This window comes from Mycobacterium bourgelatii, assembly GCF_010723575.1.
GTDB lineage: Bacteria > Actinomycetota > Actinomycetes > Mycobacteriales > Mycobacteriaceae > Mycobacterium > Mycobacterium bourgelatii.
On the sequence record NZ_BLKZ01000002.1, the window covers coordinates 914686 to 940371 of the forward strand.

Consider the following 25686-nt stretch of genomic DNA (forward strand, 5'->3'; position numbering starts at 1 on the left):
ATACTGAACAGCCGAAACCGCTTCGGCCTTGACGTGCTGGCCTGGGTCGGAGAATCATGCTCTCTAATGAGTGCACGTCATTATCTTGTCCGGACAAATCGATGTCGTTAGATCCGTTCCGGTTGGACGGACGCATCGTCGTGGTCGCGGGCGCGGGCGGCGGCGGCATCGGCACCACCGTGACCCGCCTAGTTGCGCAGGCAGGGGCGACGGTGGTCGCGGTGAGTCGTGGCCAGGACAATCTCGACCGCCATGTCGGCCCGCTGGTGGACGAGGGGTTGGCGGTGATTCCCGTTGCCGCAGACGCCTCCACCGATGAAGGTGTAAGCGCCACGATGGCGGCGGTGCGGCGAGCAGAAGGGGAGTTGCACGGGCTGGTCAATGTGGCCGGGGGTGCGGACCCGTCAACCTGGATGCCGTCGACGCGAGTGACGCGCAGCGATTGGCGGGACCTGTTCACTCGGAACCTCGAAACGATGTTCTTCATGAGCCAGGCCGTTGCTGCGGAATTGAAGAGCCAACGGCGCCCGGGCTCGATCGTCTCGATCTCCTCGATCAGCGGCATGAACACGGCGCCCTTCCACATCGCCTATGGCACCGCCAAAGCCGCGATCGTCGCGGTGACCCGCACGATGGCGCTGGAACTGGCGTGCGACGAGGACGGCACCAGCATTCGGGTGAACGCCGTCGCGCCCGGCGTCACCGAGACGCCCGCGTCACGCACCTATACCGACCACGATCCCGCGCGTGACCGCAAGGCAATCGCGATGGGACGGCGGGGACGTCCCGAGGAGGTTGCCGGCGCCATCCTCTTCCTGCTCTCGGACCTGTCCACCTACATCACCGGACAGACGCTGTTGGTCGACGGCGGCCTGAACCTCAAATGGGGGCACCTAGGTGCCGACAACACCTCGCTGTTCCTGAAGGACGAATCGTTTCGCGCCGCGATCAAGCGCTGGGGACGAGATGTGGACGAGAAAGGAGGAGGGACGTGACCGACACCAAGGGGGAGCTGTCCGGGCCTGTCTCAATCGGCGTTGAGGCCTACATCTCCGAGGACTACCTGCGCGCCGAACGCGACAAATTGTGGCGCAAGGTGTGGCAACAGGTTGGACGAGTCGAAGACCTGCCCAAGGTGGGCAGCTTTCTCACCTACGAAATCTTGGACGACTCGATCCTGGTGGTACGAACCGGGGAGAACACTTTCAAGGCCCACCACAACGTCTGCGTGCACCGCGGCCGCCGGCTGGTGGATACCCCGCCGGGCGCCAGAAGTGCTTGCGGACACAAGAAGTCGTTCGTATGTGGGTTTCACGGCTGGACCTACGACCAGGACGGCAACTGCATCCACATTCCCGAGAAGCAGGATTGGCAGGGCGCGCTGACGCCTGACAACACCCGTCTGGCGTCGGTCCACGTCGACACCTGGGGCGGTTGGATCTGGATCAACATGGACCCCGACGCCGAGCCGCTGCGGGACTACCTCGAGCCCGCGGCCACCATGCTCGATCCGTTCCAACTGCAGAACATGCGCTGCAAATGGCGGAAATGGCTGCATTTCCAGTGCAACTGGAAGGTAGCCATGGAGGCATTCAACGAGACCTACCATGTGGCCACGACGCATCCGCAGTTCAACAAGTTCGGCAATTTCCGCGGCTGGGCCGCCGCGCAGGGTAAGCACAGCAACATCGGCTACGACGCGCCAGAAGAACTGTCGGAGACCAAATCGAAGATCCGGCTCGGCACCGGCGCGGACCCCCGCGTCTCAACCGCTGAAATGCAGCTCTACACACTGGAAGAAACCAACGCCACCACCACCAAGACGCTGGTGGACGCGGCGCAACGACTGGTCGACGAGCTACCCGCAGACGCGCCCGCGGACCAGGTGCTCAGCCACTGGCTCAACTCGGCGCGACGCGACGATGCCGCCCGGGGAGTGATCTGGCCGACCATTGATCCCGAACACCTGGCCAAGAGCGGCACGGCCTGGCAGATCTTTCCGAACTTCCAGATCGGCCAAGGCCTGACGACCGCCCTGTGCTACAGCGCTCGCCCGCACGGCTACGACCCCGATCAGTGCATCTTCGAAGCCGCCTGCTACGAGCTCTACCCGAAAGGCGAAGAGCCGGAGACCGAATGGGTGTACGCGCCGCCGGATGACCCGAGTTGGCGCACCGTGCTGCCGCAGGACTTCTCCAACATGGCCGCGGTTCAGCAAGGCATGAAGTCGTTGGGTTTCCGAGGTCCCAGGCCCAACCCCTACATGGAACGCAGCACCGCCAATCTGCACCGAAACCTGGCCAAATACATGGGCACCGGGGCACCGACCGAGCTGACCCGTCACCAGAAAGAGAGCTGAGCAATGAAAGTCAATCTCGGATTCGGCGCGCACAATTCCCGCGACTGGGACCGCGTTCTCGCCGAAGATTTCACTAGCCCGCCGGTGACTCCCGACTGGGAATGCGTGCAGGGCACCCTCGCGCTCGCAGACCTGGCCGAGCCGCTGGGGTTCGACGGGATCTGGATGCCCGAGCACTGCGGAACCCCATATGGCATGACCCCTAACCCGATTCAGGCGTTGAGCTACTTCGCGGGGCGCACCGAACGGGTGAGTCTCGGCACATTCGTCGCCGTCGCGCCCTGGTGGCACCCCATCCGGTTGGCGCACCAGATCGCCTACCTCGACATCATCTCCAACGGGCGTTACGACACCATCGGGATCGGGCGCGGGGTGTCGAAGGGCGAATTCGACGCCGTCGGCGTCCCCCGGGAGGAAAGTCGGCAGCGCTTCAACGAAACGCTGGACATTCTTCAACTGGCCTTCTCGGGCGAGCGGTTCGCCTACGAGGGCGAGATCTTCAAGGTGCCGGAGATGTCGCTGCGGCCCGAACCGAAGAGTCCAGACCTGTTCTCCCGCATCTACTCTTCGTCATCGACCGCGGAGTCGCTGGAGATCCTCGCCCGCCGCGGCATGGTGCCGCTGTTCGTGGGCAACAAGCCGATTGAGGATGCCGGCCGGGAGGTGCAGAAGGTCAACACCTTCCGCCAAGAAGAGGGCCTGCCGCCGTGCCAACCCAAGAACGTGATGTTCATGTACTGCACGGCCAACCCCGACGATGCGGCCAAGTCCGAGGAATGGATCTGGACGGCCAACCGGGATGTCACCGTGCACTACGGATTCGCCGACGCGTCAAACTTCCGGGGTGTCAAGGGATATGAGGCCTACGCGGCGCGGGAGGCCACGGCGACGGCGGTGCTGGCGTCCTCGGTCACCGGCCCGCAGGACGGACCGGCAAAAGGCCCCTCAAAGACACCCGGCTACCACGCCTCCAACCTGCTGATCGGCACACCGGAGGAGATCTTCAATCGAATCAAAGCGGCGCAGGAGGCCTGCTCGTTCTGCGAGCTGACCATCGTCCCGCAGTTCGGCACCATGCCGTACGACGAGGCGACGGCCAGTACAAAGCTGTTCGCCAAGGAGGTCCTGCCCGCCGTCCAGGAGATGGCCGCGCCGCTACACCGCGCCGCACTACCGGAGAACGCACTGACATGACCGGCTTTGCTTCTGATTGCCAACCAACGACGACGCCGGACGATATCGACCTGCCCGCCCTGCGCGAGAAGTACCGGCAGGAACGCGAAAAGCGGTTGCGTCCCGAGGGTTCCAAGCAGTACATCGAACTGGTCGAAGAGTTCGCGGACTTTTACGAGGCCGACCCGCACACGCCGCCATTGGTCAGGGACCCGATCTCAACGGACGTCGACGTCGTCGTGCTGGGCGGCGGCTTCGGTGGTCTGTTGTGTGGCGCCTACCTGAAAAAGGCCGGCGTCGAGGACGTCCGAATCATCGAACTGGGTGGCGACTTCGGCGGGGTGTGGTACTGGAACCGCTATCCCGGTCTGCAGTGCGACAACGAGTCCTACTGCTACATACCGCTATTGGAAGAGCTCAACTACATCCCGAGCAAGAAGTTCGCCGACGGCACCGAAATCTACGAACACTGCCGACGGATCGGAAAGCACTACGGTCTCTACGATTCCGCCATCTTCTCGACCCAGGTACGGGCGCTGAACTGGGATGAGGAGATCAAACGGTGGCGGGTCGGGACCAATCGGGACGACGACATTCGGGCGCGGTTCGTGGTGATGGCCTCCGGCCCGTTCCACAAGCCGAAGTTGCCGGGTATCCCGGGCATCAAGAATTTCAAAGGCCACAGCTTTCATTCGTCGCGCTGGGACTACGAGTACACCGGCGGGGATAGCAACGGCGGGCTGCACAAGCTCGCGGACAAGCGCGTCGCCGTGGTGGGCACCGGGGCGAGCGCCGTGCAGATCGTGCCTTTCCTAGGCCGGGATGCCAAGCATCTCTATGTATTCCAGCGCACCCCGTCCTCGGTGGGCCCGCGCAACAACAAGCCGACGGATCCCGAGTGGGTCAAGACGCTCAAGCCGGGCTGGCAGAAGGAGCGGCAACGCAACTTCCACTCCTGGACCTTCGAGGGCATGGCGCCCGGGCAGCCCGACTACGTGTGCGACTTCTGGACAGAACTGGGCCGCAACACCGCGGCCCGGGTGCTTGAGTTGGACGATCCCGCGTCGATGACCCCCGAGCAGTTCATGGCCATCAACGAAGAAGAAGACTACAAGCTGATGGAGCGGCTGCGGCGGCGCATCGAGAGCATCGTCGAAGACCCCGAGACCGCCGAAGCGCTCAAGCCCTACTACCGGTTCCTGTGCAAGAGGCCGTGTACCAACGACGAATACCTGCAGACCTTCAACCGACCCAACGTGACGTTGGTGGATGTGTCGTCGACCAGAGGCGTCGAACAGGCCACCGAAAAGGGGCTGGTAGCCAACGGTATTGAGTACGAGGTTGATTGCATCATCTATGCCAGCGGGTTCGAGATCACGACGGAGATCAGCCGCCGCTACTCCATCGACACGATCGAAGGACGCAACGGCGTGTCGCTCTTCGACCATTGGCGCGACGGCTACAAGACGCTGCACGGGTTCACCACCCGCGGGTTCCCCAACCAGTTCTTCACCGGTTTCACCCAGGTGGGCATATCCGCGAACATCTCCGCCAACTACGAACTGCAGGGCGAGCACATTGCGTACATCATCGCCGAAGCCCTGGCGCGGGGAGCGACGACGGTGGAGCCGGCCCAAGAGGCGCAAGAAAATTGGTGCCAGACCATCCGGGAAACCGCGATCGACAACTCCGCATTCGAACTGGAATGCACGCCGGGCTATTACAACAATGAGGGCGGCGGCATGGGGACTGCCGACGGCGAGGGCATCCGTTCGCACCTCGGTGAACCCTACGGACCTGGCTTCTACGCTTTCGGCGATCTGTTGGCCGAGTGGCGGGCCAAGGGCGATCTGGCCGGGCTTGATTTGGAAACATGATGAGCGAGTTGAGATTCGACGACCGCGTCGCCGTGGTGACCGGCGCCGGGCGCGGCTTGGGCCGCGCGTACGCGTTGATGCTGGCGGCCAGGGGCGCCAAGGTCGTGGTCAACGACACCGGCGGCACCCTGACCGGTGACGGCGCGGACCCGTCGCCGGCACACGAGGTGGCCGCCGAAATCGCCGCGGCCGGAGGGGAAGCGACCGCCTGCGTCGAGTCGGTGACGACGGCCGCGGGCGGCAGGGCGATCATCCAGACCGCCTTGGACCGGTACGGCCGCATCGACATCCTCATCCACAACGCTGGCAACGTTCGACGCGCGTCGTTGAAGGAGATGAGCTACGAGGATTTCGATGCCGTCATCGACGTGCATCTACGTGGCGCGTTTCACGTGGTGCGCCCCGCCTTCCCGGTCATGTGCGACGCCGGGTACGGCCGCATCGTGTTGACCTCCTCGATCGGCGGACTGTACGGCAATCACGGCGTGGCGAACTACGCCGCCGCCAAGGCCGGCCTCGTTGGGCTGTCCAACGTCGCCGCCCTCGAAGGGGCTCCCGACGGGGTGTTGTGCAACGTCATCGTCCCGTCCGCGGTGACGAGAATGGCTGATGGCTTGGACATTTCGGCATACCCACCGATGGGGACGGATCTGGTGGCGCCCGTCGTCGGCCTGCTGGCGCACGAGTCCTGCCCGGTCAACGGCGAGATGCTAGTCGCCATCGCGGGCCGGGTGGCCAGGGCATTCGTCGCCGAAACGCCTGGCGTGCAACGACGCTCGTGGTCTATCGAGAACGTGGCCGAACAGCTCTACGCGATCCGGGACCTGTCCGCCCCGCTGATCTTTCCGGTCGTCCCCAGCGGGCATGCCGAGCACATCCGGTATAGCTTCGACTCGGCAGCATGGGCGAACAGGGAGAAGGCGCAGCATGTCTAGGTCAGGGCCGCTGGCCGGTGTGCGCGTCGTCGATCTGACCGCGATGGTGATGGGACCGTACTGCACCCAGATCATGGCCGACATGGGTGCCGACGTGATCAAGATTGAACCCCCGCAGGGTGACGACACCCGGTACGTCTCGACCGGACCCGTTCCGGGAATGAGCGGGGTGTTCGTCAACGTCAACCGTGGCAAGCGCGGTATCACCCTCGACCTGAAATCGGAAGCCGGCCGGACCGCGATGCGTGAGCTCATCGAACGGGCGGACGTGTTCATCCACTCGATGCGGGCGAAGGCGATCGCCCGGCTTGGCCTGAGCTACGCGGACGTCGCGGCGATCAACCCAACGATCGTGTACACCAACTGCTATGGCTACGGGCGGCGGGGGCCGAACCGGGACCTGCCGGCATATGACGACACGATCCAAGCCGCCTGCGGGTTGCCCTCGGTGCAGCAGCAGCTGACCGGCGAGGCCGATTACGTCGGAACCATCCTGGCCGACAAGGTCGCCGGCCTGACCGCCCTGTATGCGACCACGATGGCCCTTTTCCACCGGGAACGCACCGGCGAGGGCCAAGAGGTGGAAGTCGGCATGTTCGAGGCGATGGCGTCGTTCATGCTGGTCGAGCACATCAACGGCAGCATCTTCGAACCACCGTTGGGGCCGGCGGTGTATCCCCGCGCGGTCGCACCCAACCGCCGGCCGTATCGCACCAAAGACGGTTACATCGCGGCACTGGTCTACAACGACAAGCACTGGGCCGCGTTCATCGACGCGGTGCGACCGGCGTGGACCAGCGACCTGTACGCGACGCTCGAGGGACGGGCGCGTCACATCGACACCGTGTACGGGCTGTTGGCCGAGACGTTCGCCGAGCGCACGACCAAGGAATGGTTGGATTTGCTGCGCGAACTGGAGATACCGGCATCGGCGCTGTCCAGCCCCGCGGAGTTGCTGGACGATCCGCAACTAGAGGCCATCGGATTCTTCGAGACCGTCGACACCGCATACGGAACGGTTCGCTTTCCGGGTGTGCCGACCTGGTTCTCCCGCACGCCGGGCCGGGTCGGGGGGCCGGCCCCGGAATTGGGTGCGCACACCGAAGAGGTGCTCGAGGAACTGGGCCTGAACTCGGCCGAGCGGGCTGGCTAGCCGAACGGCCCGTCGCTGGCGAACACTTGGTAGAAGTACGGCAAGTTGTCCGGCTCGCCGTAATCGACGCGCTTGAACGCCTTGTTGATGGGGTTGGCGTGGGCCTGCGTTTCCGGGTGGTAGACGGTGAGAATGCCGAGATGCTTGGCGAGGTCGGCCGGGGTGTCGACCCATATATAGCCGGCGTTGCGGACCATGACCTCACCGATGTAGCAGCCGAAGATGAAGATCGATTCGGCCATGACGTCGGATCCGGCGTCGCGAAAGCCGTCCAGGATTCCGTCCACTTGCTCAAGTGAGGCGGGGCTGAAGTCGAGTTCGATACCGGCCACGGATTGGGCGGCCTTGGCGGCAATCCTGGCTAGTTCGGAAGCGTTGGTCGGTGTCGGCGTCGCGGGCAGCAGTAGTGCGCGTCCGGTCCACGGCCGCCCGGCCTCAAATTCGGGCCCAAGGTCGCCGATATCAAGCTCGGCGAAGCCAGGTTCGGCCCCAGACTCGGCCCCAGACTCGGCCCCAGACTCGGCGATGTCAAGCTCGGCCCCAGATTCGGCGATGTCAAGTTCGGCGGTGGCAGGTTCGGTCGCGCCCGGCTCGCTGTCGCCCTCTGCATCCTCGGGGTCCGCCGGTGCAGTGAGTTCTTCGTCCGGGCCGGTCTTGCGTCGCCGGGAAAACCAACCCATGCCGCCCATTGTCGCCCCTCGCGTGTCCTCACCGAGATCTGGGCCTGCCGCCTCTAAGATTTCTGAGGTCAAGCGGAGGAGCAGCGACGTATCGGCATCAACTACCGCGCCAGGCGAAAAGCTCGTGACGGCGCGTTAACAGCGAGCGCTGTGCCGGGCGGGACTCACCCCGCACCGGCGCATTCGGCTAAGCGCCGTTGGGTTGCCCCTGTGCCGCGTGTCAAGCGTCGTGCGAACCTGGACCGTCCCGATCGTCAGAACGGCATTCCGGCGTTGGACGGACTGCGCGCGGTAGCGGTAGCGCTGGTGCTCATCGGGCACGGCGGCATCCCAGGGGTGAGCGGCGGCTTCATCGGCGTCGACATCTTCTTTGTCCTCAGCGGATTTCTGATCACCTCGCTGCTGCTGGACGAGTTGGGCCGCAGCGGCCGCATCGACCTGACCGGATTCTGGATTCGACGTGCGCGCCGCCTGCTACCGGCGTTGGTACTGATGGTGCTGGTGGTGGCTGCGGCGCGCGATTTGCTTCCCTACCAAGCACTTACGGGATTGCGCAGCGACGCGCTCGCCGCGTTCTTGTGGATTGCCAACTGGCGCTTCGTCGCTCAGGAAACCGACTACTTCACCCAGGGTGCACCGCCGTCGCCCCTGCAACACACCTGGTCGCTGGGTGTGGAAGAGCAGTACTACTTCGTCTGGCCGTTGCTGATGATCGCGGTGACCCTGGCGCTGGCGGCGCGTGCCCGGCGATATTTCGCCAAGACGACGGTCGGCCACGTCCGATTCGCCATATTCATCATTGCCGTGCTGGGCGCGGTCGTTTCCGCGGCGGGCGCGATCGTTTTTACCACCGACGCCACCCGGGATCGGATCTATTTCGGTACCGACACCCGGGCGCAGGCATTGTTGATCGGTGCCGCCGCAGCGGCTCTGCTGGTTCGGGATTGGTCGGCATTGAATCGTGGCTGGTGCTTGATCCGGACGCGCTGGGGCCGCCGAATTGCCCGGGTGCTGCCGCTGGTCGGGTTGGCCGTGCTGGGGGCGATCACCCACTACGCCACCGGGGACGCGGCCGAGTTCCGGCACGGCCTCCTTACGGTCGTGGCGGTAGCGGCCGTCCTGGTGGTGGCGCCGGTCGCGCTGGAGCAGCGCGGAGCGGTGGCCCGGGTCCTGAGCTGGGGTCCGTTGGTGTGGTTGGGCACCATCTCCTACGGCGTGTACCTGTGGCATTGGCCGATCTTTCTGGCGCTCAACGGGGAACGGACCGGATGGGAGGGCCCGCGGCTTTTCGCCCTCCGGTGCGCAGCGACGGTAGCGCTCGCCTACGTCTCGTTTTGGGTGATCGAGCGACCGATCCGTCGCTGGCGACCCCAAGGGGTCCCGCTGCTGCCGCTGGCCGCCGCTACCGTCGCCAGCGCCGCCGCGGTCACGATGCTGGTAATCCCGGTCGGAACCGGGCCGGGGCTGCGTGAGGTCGGGCTTCCGCCCGGCGTGAACGCGGTTGCCGCGGTGTCGCCGTCGCCGCCGGGCCAGCCGACGCAGCCGCCCCGGCCACGAGATCCCAACCAGCCGTTCACCGTTTCGGTCTTCGGCGATTCCATCGGGTGGACGATGATGCACTTCCTGCCACCCACGCCCGGCTTCAGGTTTATCGACCACACCGTCATCGGCTGCAGCCTGGTGCGCGGTACGCCCTATCGCTACATCGGCCAAACCCTGGAACAACGAGCGGAATGCGACAACTGGCCCACTCGCTGGACGGCGCAGATCAACCAGGACCAACCCGATGTCGCCTTGCTGGTCATCGGTCGGTGGGAGACCGTCGACCGGGTCAACGAAGGTAAATGGACCCACATCGGTGAACCCACCTTCGACGCCTACCTCGACTTCGAGTTACAGCGCGCGCTGAGCATCGTTGGCTCAACCGGTGTGCGGGTGATGGTCGCGACCGTGCCGTACAGCCGGGGCGGTGAAAGGCCGGACGGTCGGTTGTATCCGGAAGATCAACCCGAACGGGTGAACCAGTGGAACGCCATGCTGCGCAAGGCCGTTGCCCAGCGTCCCAACGTCGGCATCATCGATCTGAACAAAAAGCTCTGTCCCGACGGCGTTTACACCGCCAAGGTCGACGGCATCAAGGTGCGTAGCGACGGCGTTCACCTGACGCCAGAAGGCGTGAAATGGCTGATCCCGTGGCTCGAAGAATCACTGCGCTAAGCCGTTGACCGTCGGGCCGGGCCTTAACCGCCCACCCAGCAGCTGAGCTCCATGCTGTCGCTCTCCCGGGCGGGGAAATTGAAGCTGACGTAGCCGTTGTCCGGGCTGCGCACGTAGTCCAGGTAGGACCGGGTATCGGCGGCCTCGGTGTTGTCCGCGACGACCAGCGCACCCGTTGACAACCGCGGCGTCAGCAGTTCGATCACGGGAAGGTAGAGGTCTTTCCAGCCATCAAGCAGTACGAAATCGATCGACCCACCGACATCGGCCAACGTAACCAGGGCGTCGCCCTCCAGGATGGTGATCACATCGGCCAGGCCGGTGTCGGTGAAGGTCTGCTTGGCGGCGGCGATCTTCGTGTCGCTGAGTTCGGTGGTCACCACCCGCCCGCTGCCGTTGTCACGGACCGCCGAAGCCAGGTGGATGGCGGAGATGCCGAACGACATGCCGAACTCGACGATCGTTTGCGGACGGGTCGCGCGGACCAGGGCGTACAGCAGCCGGCCGGCTTCCGGGGTCACCGGGATGTAGAACTCGCTCATCGCCTCCGTGCGTTCCTGCACGGTCATGGGGCGGGCGAAGTCATCCCGCCGGGCGCGCAGCTGCGCCATCTGGTTCTTCGACTCGGCGTACATCCGGTCTAACGTCGACGCGACCTTGGGGTCCTGCAAGGTATTGGCCATAGGTCTGAGCGTAGGCCCGGACCGAGCTCAGGCTGGGGGCCAGTTTGACGCCGACTGAGGTTTGGGTGCAGCATAGAAAGGCAAACACCTCGGTAGGTGAGGCGTCTGCATGGACACAGGCCACTGACCCCGAACGTCGAGAGACGCCCCGGGTCAGGACAGCTCTTCCCGGCTTAAGGGTTGAGCCCAAGTGGCTTCCGAACTATCGGATACGCCGTGCAGTGCCGAAGCTCCGACGAGAGGGGTGTTCCGGCGGACGGTCCGCTGGGCTCTTGCGCCTCTTTCGTTCAGGTGATTGCGCTGACACCCGCGTGTGTCCCGGCTGCGAGGAGGTGAGGGCGAGATGTGTCCCGGCGATAGTCCCTATCCGCAATCCGTCTTTCCCCGATCCGGCTCCGGCATTTTCGGCATTCTCAGAGTGGCCTGAACCCTCCCAGAGTTCTGCCGCGTAGGGCCGAAGTGCTCCAGCCGGTCGGACTCCCGCAAGGAGAAGATCATGGCCTTCCTTCGTACACAACGTATTTCCCGCTTCCTCAAGATCGGCAGGCGGACGCCACTGACGCCTCAGGAGCGGACCAACCTGTATGTCTCGCGGATGCCGATCGCGGTGTTCACGGCTTCATTGGGTGGCCACGCACCCGACGGCCCGTTTTCCGCGTGACCTCACGGTAATTCGATGACTCCGAGATTCACGCCGCGATACGGCCGCTTGTCCGACACCGCCGGGCTCGACCCGGCGGTGTCGGATGTGGCTGTCTCGGATGCGGAGTGTCGGATGCGACGCCCGCGGCGGTCTCGGTGATCGGCAGGGTCATCCAGGCCGAGCTGGCCTGACCGTCACGCTTATTTCTGCGGTAGCAGAACGATCTTGCCGTGCGTGTGTCGTTGCTCGAGTTCGGCGTAGGCGTCAGCCACCCGGTCGAGTGGATAAGTAGCGGCGATGTCGAAGTCGATCGCGCCTGAGGCGACTAGATCGGCGAGTTCGGTGAGCACTTCCGGCGTGGAGGCCTCGGCGCTGCCCTCCGTCTTGGCCCCGACTTCGGCGGCCTTCTCCATCGCAATGATGGTGTTTATCCGCTGGGGTGCCACACCGAGATCCACCGCAAGCTGGACGTAGTCGGGACCGAAAAGGTCGATGAAGGCATCGATTCCGTCGGGCGCCGCCTCCCGCAAACGGTCCGCGAGCCCGTCGCCGTAGACGACAGGGGTCACGCCGTGGGCGCGCAGCCACTCGGCGTTGCCCGGCCCCGCAATGCCCAACACCCGAGCGCCGTGCCGCGTCAACAGCTGTACGGCGATGCTGCCCACACCACCCGCGGCGGCCGACACTGCAACCGTCTCGCCGGATTGGGGCGCGACGGCGCGGACCGCCGCGTAGGCCGTCGCACCTACGACGTACAGCGAACCGGCTACCTCCCAGCTCAATTCGGGCGGCTTGCAAATCAGGTTGCCCACCGGAACGGCCGTGTGGGTGGCGTGACTGGACCGTCGCCAGCTGAATCCCAGGACCTCGTCGCCCACCGAAAACTCGGTGACGTCGGGACCTACGGCGGTCACCACGCCGGCCAGGTCGCTGCCTTCGCCGGATGGGAACGTGCTGGGGAAGATCTGCTGGAGCGCCCCGAGGCGGATGGCTGCTTCGCCGGGATTTATCCCTGCGGCGCGGACTTCGACCACCACTTCGCCGGACTCCGGTGTCGGCATGTCGATGTCGGCTACGTACAGCTCCTCGCGCCCTCCGAAGCGGTCGAACCGCACTGCGCGCGCTGTTGAAGGTGACATATCGAATTCCTCCTCGGTTTCCTAGATCAGCCCGAGCGATTGCAGATCTGCGACGTACTTGTCGATAAATGCGGCAGACAGATGCGGAATGTCTTGGTCCGGGCCAATTTTCGCGTCTTGTACCGCAGCTCGGAAGACCTTGGTCGGCGCGGATGCTCCGGGCAGTGCCGGCTGCGGCTTGCGGTAGGCGTCGAGCAGGGGCAATACCGAATGCTGACGTTGTTTCTCCGGCAAGGCCCTCAGCGCTGTCTCAAAGCGCGCCAGCCATTCGTCGTAGTCATCGATGCGCTTGATGTCATGACCCGAAGCCACCAGCCAGTCGACGAAGGTGTCCAGGGACACACCATCGTCGTGCGGATTCATCACGTCGTAAGAAACATACGTCGGTGCACCGTCTGCCGTGCCTCGCGCACCCAGCTTGGTGATCGCTTCGGCTACGAAATCGGCTGGCAGACCGGCGTAATGGGCCTTGCTGCGGCGGCCCTGGGCATCCGTCTCGTAGAAACTCGCCGGCGCGATCCCGGTCAGCAGCAGACTGATCAGCAAGCGGGTGAACGCGTCCGGCACATTGAGCTGGCCGGCGTATTGACTGTGGGCCAGGATCATGTCGGACCGGAATACCTTGACCGGTAGTCCACACAGGTCGTTCGCCTCGCGGAACAACACCTCGCCGGCCCACTTGCTATTTCCGTACCCGTTCGCGTAGCCGCCGTCGATATAGCGAACCGCACTGACGTCGCGAATGTCGCCGTCTTCTTCAAACTCGTTCGGGTTTATCGGCATCGCGACTGCCACGGTCGACAGATAGGTGACCGGCTTGATGCGGTCGGTGATCGCCAGGCGGATCACCTCCGCGGTACCAACCACGTTCGGCCCGAACAACTGGTCGTACGGCAGGACATGGTTCACCAGTGCTGCCGAATGGACAATGATGTCTACGCTGCGTGCCAGGCGATCCCAAGTCGGCTGATCGAGGCCAAGATTCGGCTCGCCGATGTCACCGGGAATCACCTCGAGGTGCCCGTCGGCCAGTGCCTGGAATCGCTCGAACATTGCGCCGTCACCGCCGCGGAAGACGTCGTCCAGCCGGGTTCGGGCCGCTGCCGCGTCAGAGCCGCGCACGATCGCGATGAGCGTTCCGCCAGTGTCGGCAAGCTGCTCCAGCCAATCCAGCGCGAGGAAGCGGCCGAGGTAGCCGTTGGCCCCCGTCAGCAGCACGGTCCGAGGCGTGCCGGTCACCGGCGGCAGCGACGGGGCCGCAGCCAACGTTTGGGCATCGATGAACTTGTCCAGGGTCAGGTCTGCCGCGCGTACCTCTACCGCGCCCTGGCCGTGTACCGCGGCGAACGTAGGCCGCTTAGTGCCCGATAGGCGTTCGGCTTCAACATATCCCGCGATGCTCGCCAAGTCATTGGTGGGACCGATGATCTGTGCCACCGGCACGTCGACGTCAAAGATGTCGGCCAGCAGGTTGGAGAATGTCAAGGCGGACAACGAGTCTCCGCCGAGTTCGATGAAGTGTTCCTCGGGTGCGGGCGGGCCACCTACCAGGCCAAGCAGCGCTTCGGCCGCCTCCGTCAATGTCTCGATCACCGGGCGTTCCCCCGCCTTTGCCCGAAGGGTACGCAATTCCGCCACCCGGCTATCGGCAAGTTCGGTGTACAGCTGCTCGAGCCGTTCGCCGTAGCGTTCCTTCAGTTTTGGCCGCAGCAGTTTGCCGACCCCGGAGAGCAGACCGTTGTCCGAACTGAAGGGCTCGGTCTCGATCAGGAAGTCGGCGGGCAACTCATAGGACTGCAGTTCGGCGAGTTTAGCGGTATTGCGCAGCGAATCACTCAGGTCCGCTTTGAGTCTGGCGAACCCGTCGGCACCGTCTTGTGCAGCGCGCTCCAGCGCCTCGGCGGTGGGAACCACGACGGCCAACAGGTAGGGGCGCTCGCTGTTGCCGTAGAGGAAGATCTGGCGTACCAGCGGTGCCCCGGCGAAGATGGCTTCCAGACGTGCGACCGCGACGAATTCGCCTTGCGCGAGCTTCAAGACGTTGTTGCGGCGGTCGACGTAAACGAGCCGATCCGGGCCGATCTCGGCCATGACGTCGCCGGTGCGGTAATAGCCGTCGGCATCGAACGCCTTGGCGGTGACGTCGGGACGCTTGTAGTACCCCGCCGTCGCGGTCTGGGACTTCACCAGCAGTTCCCCGCGCGGGTACGGCTTGTCGGTGCGGAAGTAGCCCAACTCGGGAACGTCGATGAGCTTGTAGTCGATTACCGGGGGCTTGCTCACCTTGCCGTCTTTGGTCACCATCCCCAATTCGGTGAGGCCGTACCCGTCCATCACGTGGACCTGCAGGCATGACTCGATGAAAGTCTTCATCTCCGCGGCCAGGGGCGCGGTGCTGCTGAAGCTGGTGAGGACGCGGCCACCCAGGACCTGTTCGCGAATCTCGGCTTGCGCCTCTGCTTCAGCGGTTGTGGTGTCGCCGCCCTGATTGATCCTCCGCTCGACGCCGCTCTGGTAGCGCTGGTAGAGCATCTCGGCGACCCGGGGCACCAAGCCCATCTCCGTGGGGCGCACCAACTTCCAGTCTTCGAACAGTGTGGACAGATCACTTTCTGGCACAAAGTAGCTCGTGCCGCCGGCCTGGAACGCGCTGGAAAGAGGTACCCGCCCACCCAGGTGATTGAGCGGCATGAAGTTGACGTTGAGTACCGGCAGGTGCTCGGCTTCCGGCAACAGCTCGGTGGTCCAGATCCTGGTCACCATCCGCTCGGAATACATTGCGCCCTTGGGTAATCCGGTGCTGCCGGAGGTGTACATGATCATGGCGAGCCGTTGATCGGTGTCACCGGTGTACAGCGGCTCCGGCGGTTGCTCGCGACCACGCTCGGTCGTGTCGGCGAGTGTTTCGACGGTCACCGACATACCCGCGGCGGCCAGCTTCGCCTGGGCGCGCTGCACGGCCTCTCGCTGATCGTCGACCTCCGGGAGGTAATCGAACACGACAAGGCGCCGCAGCGAGGTGCTACCCAGCGCCGCGTCGACAGCCAGATCGAGGTACTCGGCACTTGCGGCAAGGATGTGCGGTTCGACCTCGGCGACGATGGGTTGCAGCCGAGACGCCGTGGTGGTGTGCTGCAGCGGCACGCTCACCAGGCCGAGGTACCCGGCCACCAGGTCGAGGGTCAGGTAATCCGCGCTGGCGAATCCGACGGTGGCGAGTACCTCGCCGGGCGAAGCAGGGTTAACCGGGTCGCGCCGCCAAGCCGTCGCGATGGCCTGCACATTCGCCCACAGGTCGCGGTAGGTGATGGTCTCGAAGCGGTCCAGCAACTGGGCTGTGGTTCGGGACGTCACGGGGTCCGTCGTCAGGGAGCGCGCCCGCCAACCCAGGGCGGGGCGGTCGGCGTAACCGTCGACCAGGGTTTGGATCACCTGGGGGAACCGTAGACCGGGGGCGCGCGCCGCCGCCCGAACTGCGGCGTCAGGCTTGGCGTTTCGGAACTGCTCGTCACTGGCGGTCAACCGGTCGATGCGTTGCTGTTGGTCACCGGTCATGGCAGGACCTTTCGTGCGAGTGGCGATACTAGCGCCAACCCACTAGACGTGGTCCGTCTTCCAAGCTGGTGGTGTGACCGTCACCACAGCCTGGTCTTGCCCACTCTTGCCCGAGCGTGCGCAGATGTACGAGCCGCGCGGCGTGCAGCCGTGCGGACACGCACGCTCGCGGGAAAGAGTTAGGCGACTACCTCGATGGGGTCGCCGATGGTCACGGCGTTGAAGTACCACGCAGCGTTGTCCGGGCTGAGGTTGATGCAGCCGTGGCTGACGTTGGCGTAGCCCTGTGAGTTCACCGACCAGGGCGCGGAGTGCACGTACACACCGCTCGAGGTGACGCGAACCGCGTACGAGGCGGTGATCAGGTATCCGTCAGAGGAGTTCAGCGGGATGCCGATGGTCCGCGAGTCCATCACCACGGTGCGTTCCTTGGACATCGCGTTGAAGCTGCCGATCGGTGTGGGCCGGCTGGGCTTGCCCATCGAAGCCGGCATGGTCTTGAGGATTTCCCCGTTGCGACTGACGGTGAAGGTGTGCGCGGAGATGCTGGCCACGCCAAGTAGCTGGTCGCCGGTCTCGAAGCCCTCGGTCATTGCCTGCACACCCACCGATACCCGGGTATGCGGCGGCCAGTAGTGGTCCGGAACGAACTGCACGACGTTGCTATTGACCCACTCGTAGCGGCCGGTGATGTTGCTGGGTGACTTGACTTGGATGGACCGCTCGGCAGCGCGCCGGTTGGTCACCGGTGCCTGGAACGTCACCACCACCGGGTGGGCCACGCCGACGACCGCGCCGTTGGCCGGCAACACCGAAGCAACGCCGGGAAGGGACGTCGGTACGGGGACAGCGCCGGTGGCGGGGCTAGCGAACCCAACTGCTGTGAAAGTCGAGATTGCGAGCATAACGAATAGATAACGAAACACTCGACGCATGGCAGCCGCCTCTCGCGATGGTGTGATCAACACAAGCGCATTCTAGATGTTGTCTAGCCTTTGAGGGTCCTAGCAAACATTTTCACAGCTTTGGCATAAGCGCTTGCAATGGCCGAAACACTTGTGTATATCGTCATGTCACGGTGGTGCGTCGCGGTTCGGCAGAGACTGCCGGGCACAACCTTTCGGGCAATTTGCTGCCCGCCCCGGTAGCCTCAGCGAGATCGGTGTCGAAAGCCGGTCTCATAGTCGAAAGGGTGCGGGTGCTCTTCCGCCAACTGGAGTACTTTGTCGCGGTCGCCCAGGAACGGCACTTCGCCCGGGCGGCCGAGCGCTGTTACGTATCGCAACCCGCCCTTTCCTCGGCGATCGCCAAGCTGGAACGCGAACTCAACGTCACGCTGATCAATCGCGGACACAGCTTCGAGGGCCTCACTCCCGAGGGGGAGCGGTTGGTGGTGTGGGCCAAGCGGATACTCGCCGAGCACGATGCCTTCAAGGCGGAGGTGGCCGCGGTGCGTTCCGGGATCACCGGCACGCTCCGACTGGGCACGGTTCCTACCGCCTCCACGACGGCGTCACTGGTGCTGTCGGCGTTCTGCTCGGAGCATCCCTTGGTCAAGGTGCAGATCAGTTCTCGGCTGGCGACCACCGAGTTGTACCGGCGGCTACGGGAATTCGAACTCGATGCGGTCATCGTGCATCCCGCGTCGGAGGGTGTGCACGATGTGGACTCGGTGCCGCTGTACGAAGAACACTTCGTGCTGCTCGCGCGGGCGGACATGTTGTCCCCCGGTGCGACGACATTGACGTGGCCCGAGGCGGCGCAACTGCCGTTGGCGCTGCTGACTCCGGACATGCGGGACCGCCAGATCGTCGATGCGGCCTTCGCCGAGCACGGCATCACGGTCAGCCCCCAGGTCGAGACCGATTCGGTGGCTTCACTATTCGCGCAGGCCGCCGCCGGAGACTGGGCGTGCATCGTGCCGCACACCTGGTTGTGGATGACCCCCATGGCCGGGGCGAGATCCGGTGAGATCCGGGCGGTGCAACTCGTCGATCCCGTCCTGAAAGCGACCATCGCGTTGGTGACCAACGCCGGTGGCCCAGGCTCACCCGTGGCCCGGGCCCTCAAAGCCAGTGCGCAGGGGCTCGCGCTGAACGAGTTCTTCGACGGCCAACTGCACGGAATCACCCAGCGGCGCTAGGCGGCTTCGCCGAGCCCGCCGCGCGGGCGGGATTCAGGCTCGCCAGGTGACCGCTTTCCACCCCGGCCCCGGGATCGAGTTCGCAGTCGATGAGTGCCGGCCCGTTCGACGCCAGCGCCTCGGTGAGCGCCTTTTCCAGCTCCGAGGGGGTACTCACGTGATAGCCCTTGCCGCCGAACGCCTCTGCGAGCAGCTCGTGGCGTGCCCCGGCGTTCAGCACAGTGGGCGCGGGGTCCTTCTCGGTGCGGTCCGCAGAGGTGGCACCGGCCGCAATTTCGTCACCGCGGTACACCCCGCCGTTGTTGAGGATCACGACGGTGACGGGCAGCCGGTAGCGGCAAATGGTCTCGATTTCCATGCCGCTGAAGCCGAACGCGCTGTCACCCTCGATCGCAACCACGGGCCGCCCGGTCTCCACGGCGGCGGCGATGGAGTAACCCATGCCGATTCCCATCACTCCCCAGGTTCCGGTGTCGAGGCGGTGCCGCGGCAACTGCATGTCGATGACGTTGCGTGTGAGATCAAGGGCATTGGCGCCCTCGTTGACCACGTAGACGTCCGGGTTGTCCTGCAGCACTGAGCGAATGGCGCCGAGCGCGTTGTAGAAGCGCATCGGGTGCGGGTTCTCGGCCAGTCGCTCGCGCATTTTGGCGTCGTTGCGCGCCCTGCGCTCGGCGAGTTCCTTGGTCCACTCGGCGGCGGGCTGGATGGGACGGGTGGCCAGGCCGTCCAGCAACGCCGAGACCACCGAACCGATGTCGCCCGTCAGCGGAGCCGCGATGGGTCGGTTGCTGTCGAACTCGGACGCTGCGATGTCGACCTGAATGAACTGGGCGTCGGATGCCCATTGCGGTGATTCACCATGGCCCAGTAGCCAATTCAGCCGCGCACCGATCAGCAAGACGACGTCGGCACGGGCGATCGCCAACGAGCGAGCTGCGGCGGCCGACTGCGGATGCGAGTCTGGAAGCAGCCCTTTGGCCATCGACATCGGCAGAAACGGAATCCCGGTCTTCTCGACGAATTCCCGAATTGTGCTGTCGCACTGTGCGTATGCCGCGCCTTTGCCCAGCACGATCAACGGGCGTTGGGCCTGGGATAGCACATCGAGAGCGCGTTCCACCGCCGTCGGCGCCGGGAGCTGGCGGGGTGCGGGGTCGACGAGGCGCCAGATGGTGGCGGCGGCCGCCGATTCCTCCATCGTCTGACCGAGCACCTCGCCCGGGATGTCGAGGTAGACACCGCCGGGGCGGCCGGAGATCGCGGTGCGTATCGCGCGGGCCACGCCGCGACCGACGTCCTCGACCCGTGCGATCCGGTAAGCGGCCTTGACGAATGGCCGGGCCGCGTTGAGTTGGTCGATGTCCTGGTAGTCGCCGCGCTGCAGGTCCACGATCGCACGCTGGCTGGAACCGGAGATCTGGACCATGGGGAAGCAGTTGGTGGTGGCGTTTGCAAGGGCCGGCAGGCCGTTGAGGAAGCCCGGACCGGACGTCGTCAAGCACACGCCTGGTCGCTGGGTGAGGAATCCGGCCGCGGCCGCCGCGTTCCCGGCCGACGCCTCGTGGCGGAAGCCGATGTAGCGAATCCCCGACGCCTGAGCCGCGCGAGCCAGGTCGGTGATGGGAATGCCGACGACCCCGTAGATGGTGTCGACATCGTTGGCCTTGAGCGCGTCCACCACGAGCTGAATTCCATCGGTCATGCGCGATGCTGTGGTCATGGCGGCTCCTTGCTTCCCGTCGTATCTGTACCAGTCACTGTGTCGGGTGACCCGGGCGGTGTCCAAGACCCAGTCGCTATCCAGCGATTTACGACGCTTATCGAATCAATAGCTTGGAGCTATCGGGCAGTAGCGGATCGATATTGGACAACCGGGATCGGCACCGGCATCGTGCTGACTAGGCGCCCATCTCGCTCAGCCGAACTTTGGAAGGAACCGGCAATGTCACCCGAAGCGATTACCCGCAGCAGAGCAGTTGCCGAACAAAGCCCGCGTATCGCCGAACTGATCGCCCTGGCGGCGAGCAAGGTGCCCGGCGCGACAGCGCTCATCATTGGCGAGGACCGCAGACGGGTCACCTACCGGGACCTGGTCAGTCTGGTCGAGGATCTCGCCGCGCAGTTGACCCGCGCGGGTCTGGAACCCGGCGATCGGGTCGCGCTGCGGACGGCCAGCAACGCCGAATTCGTCGTCGCGCTGCTGGCGGCATCACGGGCGGACCTCGTGGTGGTGCCGCTGGATCCCGCACTGCCCGTCAAAGACCAGTGTGCCCGCGCCACGGCGGCGGGAGCCCGGGTGATGCTGATCGACGGCGAACCGCCGGGCGCCTCGGGCGGCGAGGACGAGCCGGCGGTGCGGTCGTGGACGGTCGCCGTGGTGGCCGGCCTGGATGAGTCCACCCTGTCGGTGCATCTGCACGCGGCGGAAGAGGCCGACCCGGACCCCTCGGTACCCGAAGGGTTGCAGACCGACGACGCGATGATCATGTTCACGGGAGGGACCACCGGATTTCCCAAGATGGTGCCGTGGACACATAACAACCTGGCTACCTCGGTGCGCTCGATCATCGCCTGCTACGGACTGAGCGCCGCGGACTCGACCGTTGCGGTGATGCCGCTCTACCACGGCCACGGTCTGGTGGCCGCACTACTGGCCACCTTGGCATCGGGCGGGACCGTCCTGCTGCCGGCCCGTGGCAAGTTCTCGGCACACACGTTCTGGGAGGACATCGAAGCCGCCGGGGCGACCTGGTACACGGCGGTGCCGACGATTCACCAAATCTTGTTGGAGCGCAACAAGTCTGAACCGCGGGGGAGCAGACGCGCCGGACTGCGTTTCATCCGTAGTTGCAGCGCGCCGCTGACCCCAGAGACGGCCGAGGCCCTGGAGGCGGAGTTTGCCGCTCCGGTCGTGGTTGCCTTCGGCATGACCGAGGCCACGCATCAGGTGGCCACCACCCCGATCGCGCTCGGCGAAAACCCGGCAAAGTCAACGGGTCTCGTCGGACGTTCGTCCGGACCCGAGATCCGCATCGTCGGATCCGACGGGCAGTCCGTGGACATCGACGAGGTGGGGGAGGTGTGGTTGCGCGGCAGCACCGTGGTGCGCGGTTATCTCGGCGACCCGCAGATCACCAAGGACAACTTCACCGACGGCTGGCTGCGGACCGGTGATCTGGGTACCTTGTCGTCCGACGGCAGCCTGACCATTCGCGGCCGGATCAAGGAACTCATCAACCGCGGCGGGGAGAAGATCTCGCCGGAGCGCGTCGAGGGGGTGCTGAGCAGCCATCCCGGCGTGTTGGAGGTGGCGGTCTTCGCAGTGCCGGACAAGCTGTATGGGGAAGCGGTCGCCGCGGTGATCGTGCCGCGCGGCGACGAGCCGACCGCGGAGGAGCTTACCGACTTCTGCCGGGACCGGTTGGCGTCCTTCGAGATTCCGGCCAGCTTTGAAACCGCCGGCGAGCTGCCGCACACGGCTAAGGGTTCACTGGACCGCCGCGCCGTGGCCAAGCAGTTCGGGCGCAAGGGGTAGCGAGGGGTAGGGCGCCTGTCGGCGTCGAGTGTGGGGTGTATTGCCCTGGACTGGCGAGAGGGGGTGCGGGACACGCACATTCGATGACTCGCGTCCCGTTACCTCATCGCCGAGCGTGTCGCCTATGGCCCCTCTCTCAAAGGTGTGGGGCCACAGCCCACACGCTCGACGACCGGGAGCGACGGTTGGGCCGCTATGCAGCCGCTATGCAGACGCTATGCAGACGCCGTGACGCTTCCCCACGCGGCGCGCGCACCCGTTTCGCCGACGCGGTAGGTCTGCACCAGCGTGCCCGTGGCGGCGACGACCACCAGCACTGCGACCACGGCACGCACCGCGGTCTTCACGGTCCGACCACGCGCCTGACGCAGGTGGATGACGGCCAACGCGGTGACCGTCACGGCGAGGGCCGCGACGATATAGACCAGGGTCGCGCCGAGTTGGCCGTGCTGGTCCACTACCGGTGGGCTGCCTAGCTTTACGTATAACCAGTCGCCGGAGCTGATGGTCAGCGGCGTCAGGATGAGGGTGGCCACCGCCAGCGCCAGGGTCAGCCAGATCAGCCGTTGCCGCGCCACCGACCACACCGCACACAGGATTGCCAGGATCGCGGTCAGCGGACCCAGCACCACGACGAAATGGTTCAGCAGTATATGGCCGGGAAGCCCGTCGATTACCGACATGAACTGCCAAACCCGTTCAGGCCGAAGCCTTCACCTTGGCGGCGGCGTTCTCCGGCATCGGTTCATAGCGGGCGAACGCTCGGGTGAACGACGCGGCCCCGTGCGCCAGCGACCGCAAATCGATTGCGTACCGCGTCAATTCGACCTGAGGAAGCTCGGCCTTGACCACCGTGCGTTCGTTGCCGGCGGTTTCGGTGCCCTGCAGTCGGCCTCGGCGAGCGGACAAATCGCCCATCACGGCGCCGACGAATTCGTCGGGAACCAGCACCGAGATCTCGTCGATCGGCTCGAGCAGAATCACCTTGGTCGCCGTGGCGGCATCCTTCAGTGCCAGCGCGCCGGCCATCTGGAACGCGTAGTCGGACGAGTCGACGCTGTGAGCTTTGCCGTCCAGCAAGGTGACCCGGATGTCGACCACCGGGTACCCGGCGTGCACGCCCTTCTCCATCTGGGCGCGGATCCCCTTCTCCACGCTCGGGATGTAGTTGCGCGGTACTGCACCGCCGACCACCTTGTCCAGGAATTCGAATCCGGATCCCTCCGGCAGCGGCTCGACTTCGATGTCGCACACGCCGAATTGGCCGTGCCCGCCGGACTGTTTGACGTGCCGGCCGTGGCCTTTGGCTTTGCCGGCGAACGTTTCCCGCAGTGGCACGCGTAGTTCGACCGTGTCGACGGTGACGCCGTAGCGATTCGACAGCCCTTCGAGTACCACGCCGGCGTGGGCCTCGCCCATGCACCAGAGCACGACTTGGTGGGTCTCCGGGTTTTGCTCGATCCGCAGTGTCGGGTCTTCGGCGGCCAGCCGGCCCAGGCCGACCGACAACTTGTCTTCGTCCGTCTTGGCGTGCGCCTGAATGGCGATCGGTAGCAGCGGGTCGGGCATCGTCCACGGCCGCAGCACCAGCGGTTCGGACTTGTCAGACAACGTGTCGCCGGTTTCGGCGCGGCTCAACCTACCGATGGCGCAGATGTCGCCGGCGATGACGGCCGACGCGGGTCGTTGCTGCTTGCCGAGGGGAAACGACAGCACGCCGATGCGTTCGTCTTCATCGTGATCGGGGTGACTCGACGAGCCGTTGGTCTCACCGAAGAAGGCTGAGAAGTGACCCGACACGTGCACCGTCGCGTCCGGCTTTATCGTCCCGGAGAACACCCGCACCAGGCTCACCCTGCCGACGTATGGGTCGGACGTCGTCTTGACCACCTCGGCCAGCAACGGCGCGTTGACGTCGCACGTCAATGCGTCATGCTTGGCGCCTTGCGGGGTGAACACCTCCGGCAGAGGGTGTTCCATCGGGGACGGGAAACCGCGGGTGGCGACCTCTAACAGTTCGACGGTGCCGACACCGGTGGTGCTGCACACCGGGATCACCGGGAAGAACGAGCCCCGTGCGACGGCCTTTTCCAGATCTTCGATCAGCCCGGCCTCGTCGATCGCTTCACCGCCGAGGTAGCGCTCCATGAGCGACTCGTCCTCGGACTCTTCGATGATCCCCTCGATCAGGCTGCCTCGCGCCTCTTCGATGCGGTCGGCATCGGTCGAGTCGGTGGGGCGAGTGGTCCGTTTGCCGTTCTCGTAGACGTACTGGGTCTGCGACAGCAGCCCTATCAGGCCGTCCGCGGTGGGCAGGTACAGGGGCAAGACCTTGTCGCCGAACGCCTCTTGCGCGGCGGCCAAGGCCTCGGAGTAGTTGGCGCGGGCGTGGTCGAGCTTCGTGAGCACCACGGCTCGGGGCATGCCGACCTGGGCGCATTCCTGCCACAGCGACTTGGTCGGCTGGTCGACGCCCTCATTGGCCGCGATGACGAACAACGCGCAGTCGGCGGCACGCAGCCCGGCACGCAGTTCGCCCACGAAGTCGGCGTAACCGGGGGTGTCGATGAGGTTGATCTTGATGCCGTCGTACGCCAGCGACGCGACCGCAAGGCCCACCGAGCGCTGCTGGCGGATCTCGGCGTCGTCGAAGTCGCAGACGGTGGTGCCCTCGGTCACCGAACCCGGCCGGTTCAGCACACCGCCGGCGACCAGCAGGGCATCGACGAGGGTGGTCTTGCCGGCACCCGACGGTCCGACCAGCACCACGTTGCGGATGGCGTTGGGAGCTTCGGCAGTGGGAGCGGCCCCCGCGCTTTGAGAAGCACCCGCTCTGTCGGCCATGACATACCTCCAGTTCTCCTGGGCCCGAAATCTCTAAATGCCCCCCGTGCGCAGTGTGTTCTAGCTCACAGGACGCAATACCCACCATTCCCCCAACTGCGGTTCAGCACAAGGGTCGGGCCGGGTCGGTTCAGGCGTGCCAGCTGGACCAGCGCCGCACCGCGATTGCAATGACTGGGCCGTCCAGCGAAACCGATTGATACTGAAAGTATTTGGTGCGCAATAGACGGTGTCCGAGGTCTAGGACCGCGCCGTCGTGGTGGATCGTGGCGACGCCGTCGACCCGGACCCACCACAGTTGTGTCCAGTCGGTGTCGTAATGGTCGACAAGCAGGCTGACGTTCGGATTTTTCTCGATATTGGAGATGCGGCGCAGTCGTTGGGTGGTTTTCGGCTTGGCGTCGACGGCGGTGTACACCACATCGTGGTCCGCATCCGGGTCCGCCGCGAAAACCACCGGCACGACGTGTGGGACGCCTTCAGGGGTAATCGTGGCCAGTCGCGCTACCTGGGCGTGCGTGAACCTGACCTGCGGGTCGAATTCGGCCACCGATCCAGCTTATGGCGCGTCGGCGGCCGCCGGCGCCTCGTCGAGTGTGTGGCTGGCGGCCTCAGTATTGCGGCTTCCGCCTCGTCGAGTGTGCGGCCACTGGCCCTCGTTCTAAGGAAGCGGGTAAATAGCCCACACGTTCGGCGCCTGGGCAGCGAAGCCTTGCCGCCGGCGCCTCGCCGAGTGTGCGGCTAGTG

The 25686-nt window shown here is 65.1% G+C and carries 19 protein-coding genes and 1 riboswitch; of the genes, 10 read left to right on the plus strand and 9 right to left on the minus strand.

The window, feature by feature from the left end; all coding sequences use genetic code 11:
- The first annotated feature begins 101 nt into the window (after positions 1-101).
- From G6N68_RS29225 to G6N68_RS29250, 6 genes are read left to right on the plus strand one after another with little or no spacing between them, the layout of a single operon-like run.
- Complete coding sequence (locus G6N68_RS29225; RefSeq protein WP_163719629.1) at positions 102-995, plus strand: SDR family NAD(P)-dependent oxidoreductase; 894 nt, start codon at positions 102-104, stop codon at positions 993-995.
- Positions 992-2359: an aromatic ring-hydroxylating oxygenase subunit alpha gene (locus G6N68_RS29230; protein WP_240355988.1), complete on the plus strand. Its 1368-nt coding sequence runs from the start codon at positions 992-994 to the stop codon at positions 2357-2359. Before G6N68_RS29225 ends, G6N68_RS29230 begins: the two co-directional genes overlap by 4 nt.
- 3 nt (positions 2360-2362) lie before the next feature.
- Positions 2363-3553 carry an LLM class flavin-dependent oxidoreductase gene (locus G6N68_RS29235; RefSeq protein WP_163719633.1) on the plus strand — a complete coding sequence of 397 codons (1191 nt, stop codon included), beginning with the start codon at positions 2363-2365 and terminating at the stop codon, positions 3551-3553.
- Positions 3550-5409, plus strand: a complete 1860-nt coding sequence (locus G6N68_RS29240) for a flavin-containing monooxygenase (protein ID WP_163719634.1) — start codon at positions 3550-3552, stop codon at positions 5407-5409. Before G6N68_RS29235 ends, G6N68_RS29240 begins: the two co-directional genes overlap by 4 nt.
- Positions 5409-6344 carry an SDR family NAD(P)-dependent oxidoreductase gene (locus G6N68_RS29245; protein WP_163719636.1) on the plus strand — a complete coding sequence of 312 codons (936 nt, stop codon included), beginning with the start codon at positions 5409-5411 and terminating at the stop codon, positions 6342-6344. Before G6N68_RS29240 ends, G6N68_RS29245 begins: the two co-directional genes overlap by 1 nt.
- Positions 6337-7497 (plus strand): CaiB/BaiF CoA transferase family protein, encoded by a 1161-nt coding sequence (locus G6N68_RS29250; protein WP_163719637.1) that lies wholly within the window; start codon positions 6337-6339, stop codon positions 7495-7497. The genes G6N68_RS29245 and G6N68_RS29250 overlap by 8 nt, the downstream gene beginning before the upstream one ends.
- Here the strand turns inward: G6N68_RS29250 and G6N68_RS29255 are convergent.
- Positions 7494-8177 carry a hypothetical protein gene (locus tag G6N68_RS29255; RefSeq protein WP_240355990.1) on the minus strand — a complete coding sequence of 228 codons (684 nt, stop codon included), beginning with the start codon at positions 8175-8177 and terminating at the stop codon, positions 7494-7496. The two genes, G6N68_RS29250 and G6N68_RS29255, sit on opposite strands and share 4 nt — an antisense overlap.
- Positions 8178-8327: 150 nt before the next feature.
- Between G6N68_RS29255 and G6N68_RS29260 the strand changes: the two genes are divergently transcribed.
- Positions 8328-10394: an acyltransferase family protein gene (locus G6N68_RS29260; RefSeq protein WP_240355992.1), complete on the plus strand. Its 2067-nt coding sequence runs from the start codon at positions 8328-8330 to the stop codon at positions 10392-10394.
- 23 nt (positions 10395-10417) lie between these two features.
- Here G6N68_RS29260 and G6N68_RS29265 read toward each other — a convergent pair whose 3' ends face one another.
- Positions 10418-11077: an O-methyltransferase gene (locus G6N68_RS29265; RefSeq protein ID WP_163719640.1), complete on the minus strand. Its 660-nt coding sequence runs from the start codon at positions 11075-11077 to the stop codon at positions 10418-10420.
- An 81-nt stretch (positions 11078-11158) separates the two neighbouring features.
- A riboswitch (M-box (ykoK) riboswitch) is annotated at positions 11159-11328 on the plus strand.
- Between the two features lie 245 nt (positions 11329-11573).
- On the opposite strand from G6N68_RS29265, the gene G6N68_RS30385 reads away from it, so the two are divergent.
- Positions 11574-11738, plus strand: a complete 165-nt coding sequence (locus G6N68_RS30385) for a hypothetical protein (protein ID WP_205351551.1) — start codon at positions 11574-11576, stop codon at positions 11736-11738.
- A gap of 182 nt (positions 11739-11920) precedes the next feature.
- Here the strand turns inward: G6N68_RS30385 and G6N68_RS29270 are convergent, their stop codons facing one another.
- The 3 genes from G6N68_RS29270 to G6N68_RS29280 all read right to left on the minus strand — a co-directional run bounded on the left by G6N68_RS29270 (position 11921) and on the right by G6N68_RS29280 (position 17349).
- The gene (locus G6N68_RS29270) at positions 11921-12859 is read right to left on the minus strand and encodes an NADP-dependent oxidoreductase (protein WP_163719642.1); all 939 of its coding nucleotides are present in this window, start codon (positions 12857-12859) and stop codon (positions 11921-11923) included.
- Positions 12860-12880: 21 nt separating this feature from the next.
- Positions 12881-16414, minus strand: coding sequence for a carboxylic acid reductase (gene car / locus G6N68_RS29275; protein ID WP_205351552.1), 3534 nt, complete (start codon positions 16412-16414; stop codon positions 12881-12883).
- A 179-nt stretch (positions 16415-16593) separates the two neighbouring features.
- Complete coding sequence (locus G6N68_RS29280) at positions 16594-17349, minus strand: L,D-transpeptidase (RefSeq protein WP_163719644.1); 756 nt, start codon at positions 17347-17349, stop codon at positions 16594-16596.
- Between the two features lie 263 nt (positions 17350-17612).
- On the opposite strand from G6N68_RS29280, the gene G6N68_RS29285 reads away from it, so the two are divergent.
- Entirely contained in the window at positions 17613-18557 is a 945-nt protein-coding gene (locus G6N68_RS29285) for a LysR family transcriptional regulator (protein ID WP_163720064.1), read from the plus strand.
- Here the strand turns inward: G6N68_RS29285 and oxc are convergent.
- Complete coding sequence (gene oxc, locus G6N68_RS29290; RefSeq protein WP_163719646.1) at positions 18541-20280, minus strand: oxalyl-CoA decarboxylase; 1740 nt, start codon at positions 20278-20280, stop codon at positions 18541-18543. The genes G6N68_RS29285 and oxc overlap by 17 nt on opposite strands.
- Positions 20281-20502: 222 nt before the next feature.
- On the opposite strand from oxc, the gene G6N68_RS29295 reads away from it, so the two are divergent.
- Entirely contained in the window at positions 20503-22095 is a 1593-nt protein-coding gene (locus tag G6N68_RS29295; RefSeq protein WP_163719648.1) for a FadD7 family fatty acid--CoA ligase, read from the plus strand.
- Positions 22096-22310: 215 nt separating this feature from the next.
- Here the strand turns inward: G6N68_RS29295 and G6N68_RS29300 are convergent, their stop codons facing one another.
- From G6N68_RS29300 to G6N68_RS29310, 3 genes are all read right to left on the minus strand, one after another.
- Positions 22311-22778: a DUF2231 domain-containing protein gene (locus G6N68_RS29300; protein WP_163719650.1), complete on the minus strand. Its 468-nt coding sequence runs from the start codon at positions 22776-22778 to the stop codon at positions 22311-22313.
- 16 nt (positions 22779-22794) lie between these two features.
- Positions 22795-24939 (minus strand): elongation factor G-like protein EF-G2, encoded by a 2145-nt coding sequence (locus tag G6N68_RS29305; protein WP_163719651.1) that lies wholly within the window; start codon positions 24937-24939, stop codon positions 22795-22797.
- A 130-nt stretch (positions 24940-25069) separates the two neighbouring features.
- Positions 25070-25489 (minus strand): TIGR03668 family PPOX class F420-dependent oxidoreductase, encoded by a 420-nt coding sequence (locus G6N68_RS29310; RefSeq protein WP_163719652.1) that lies wholly within the window; start codon positions 25487-25489, stop codon positions 25070-25072.
- Positions 25490-25686: the final 197 nt, after the last annotated feature.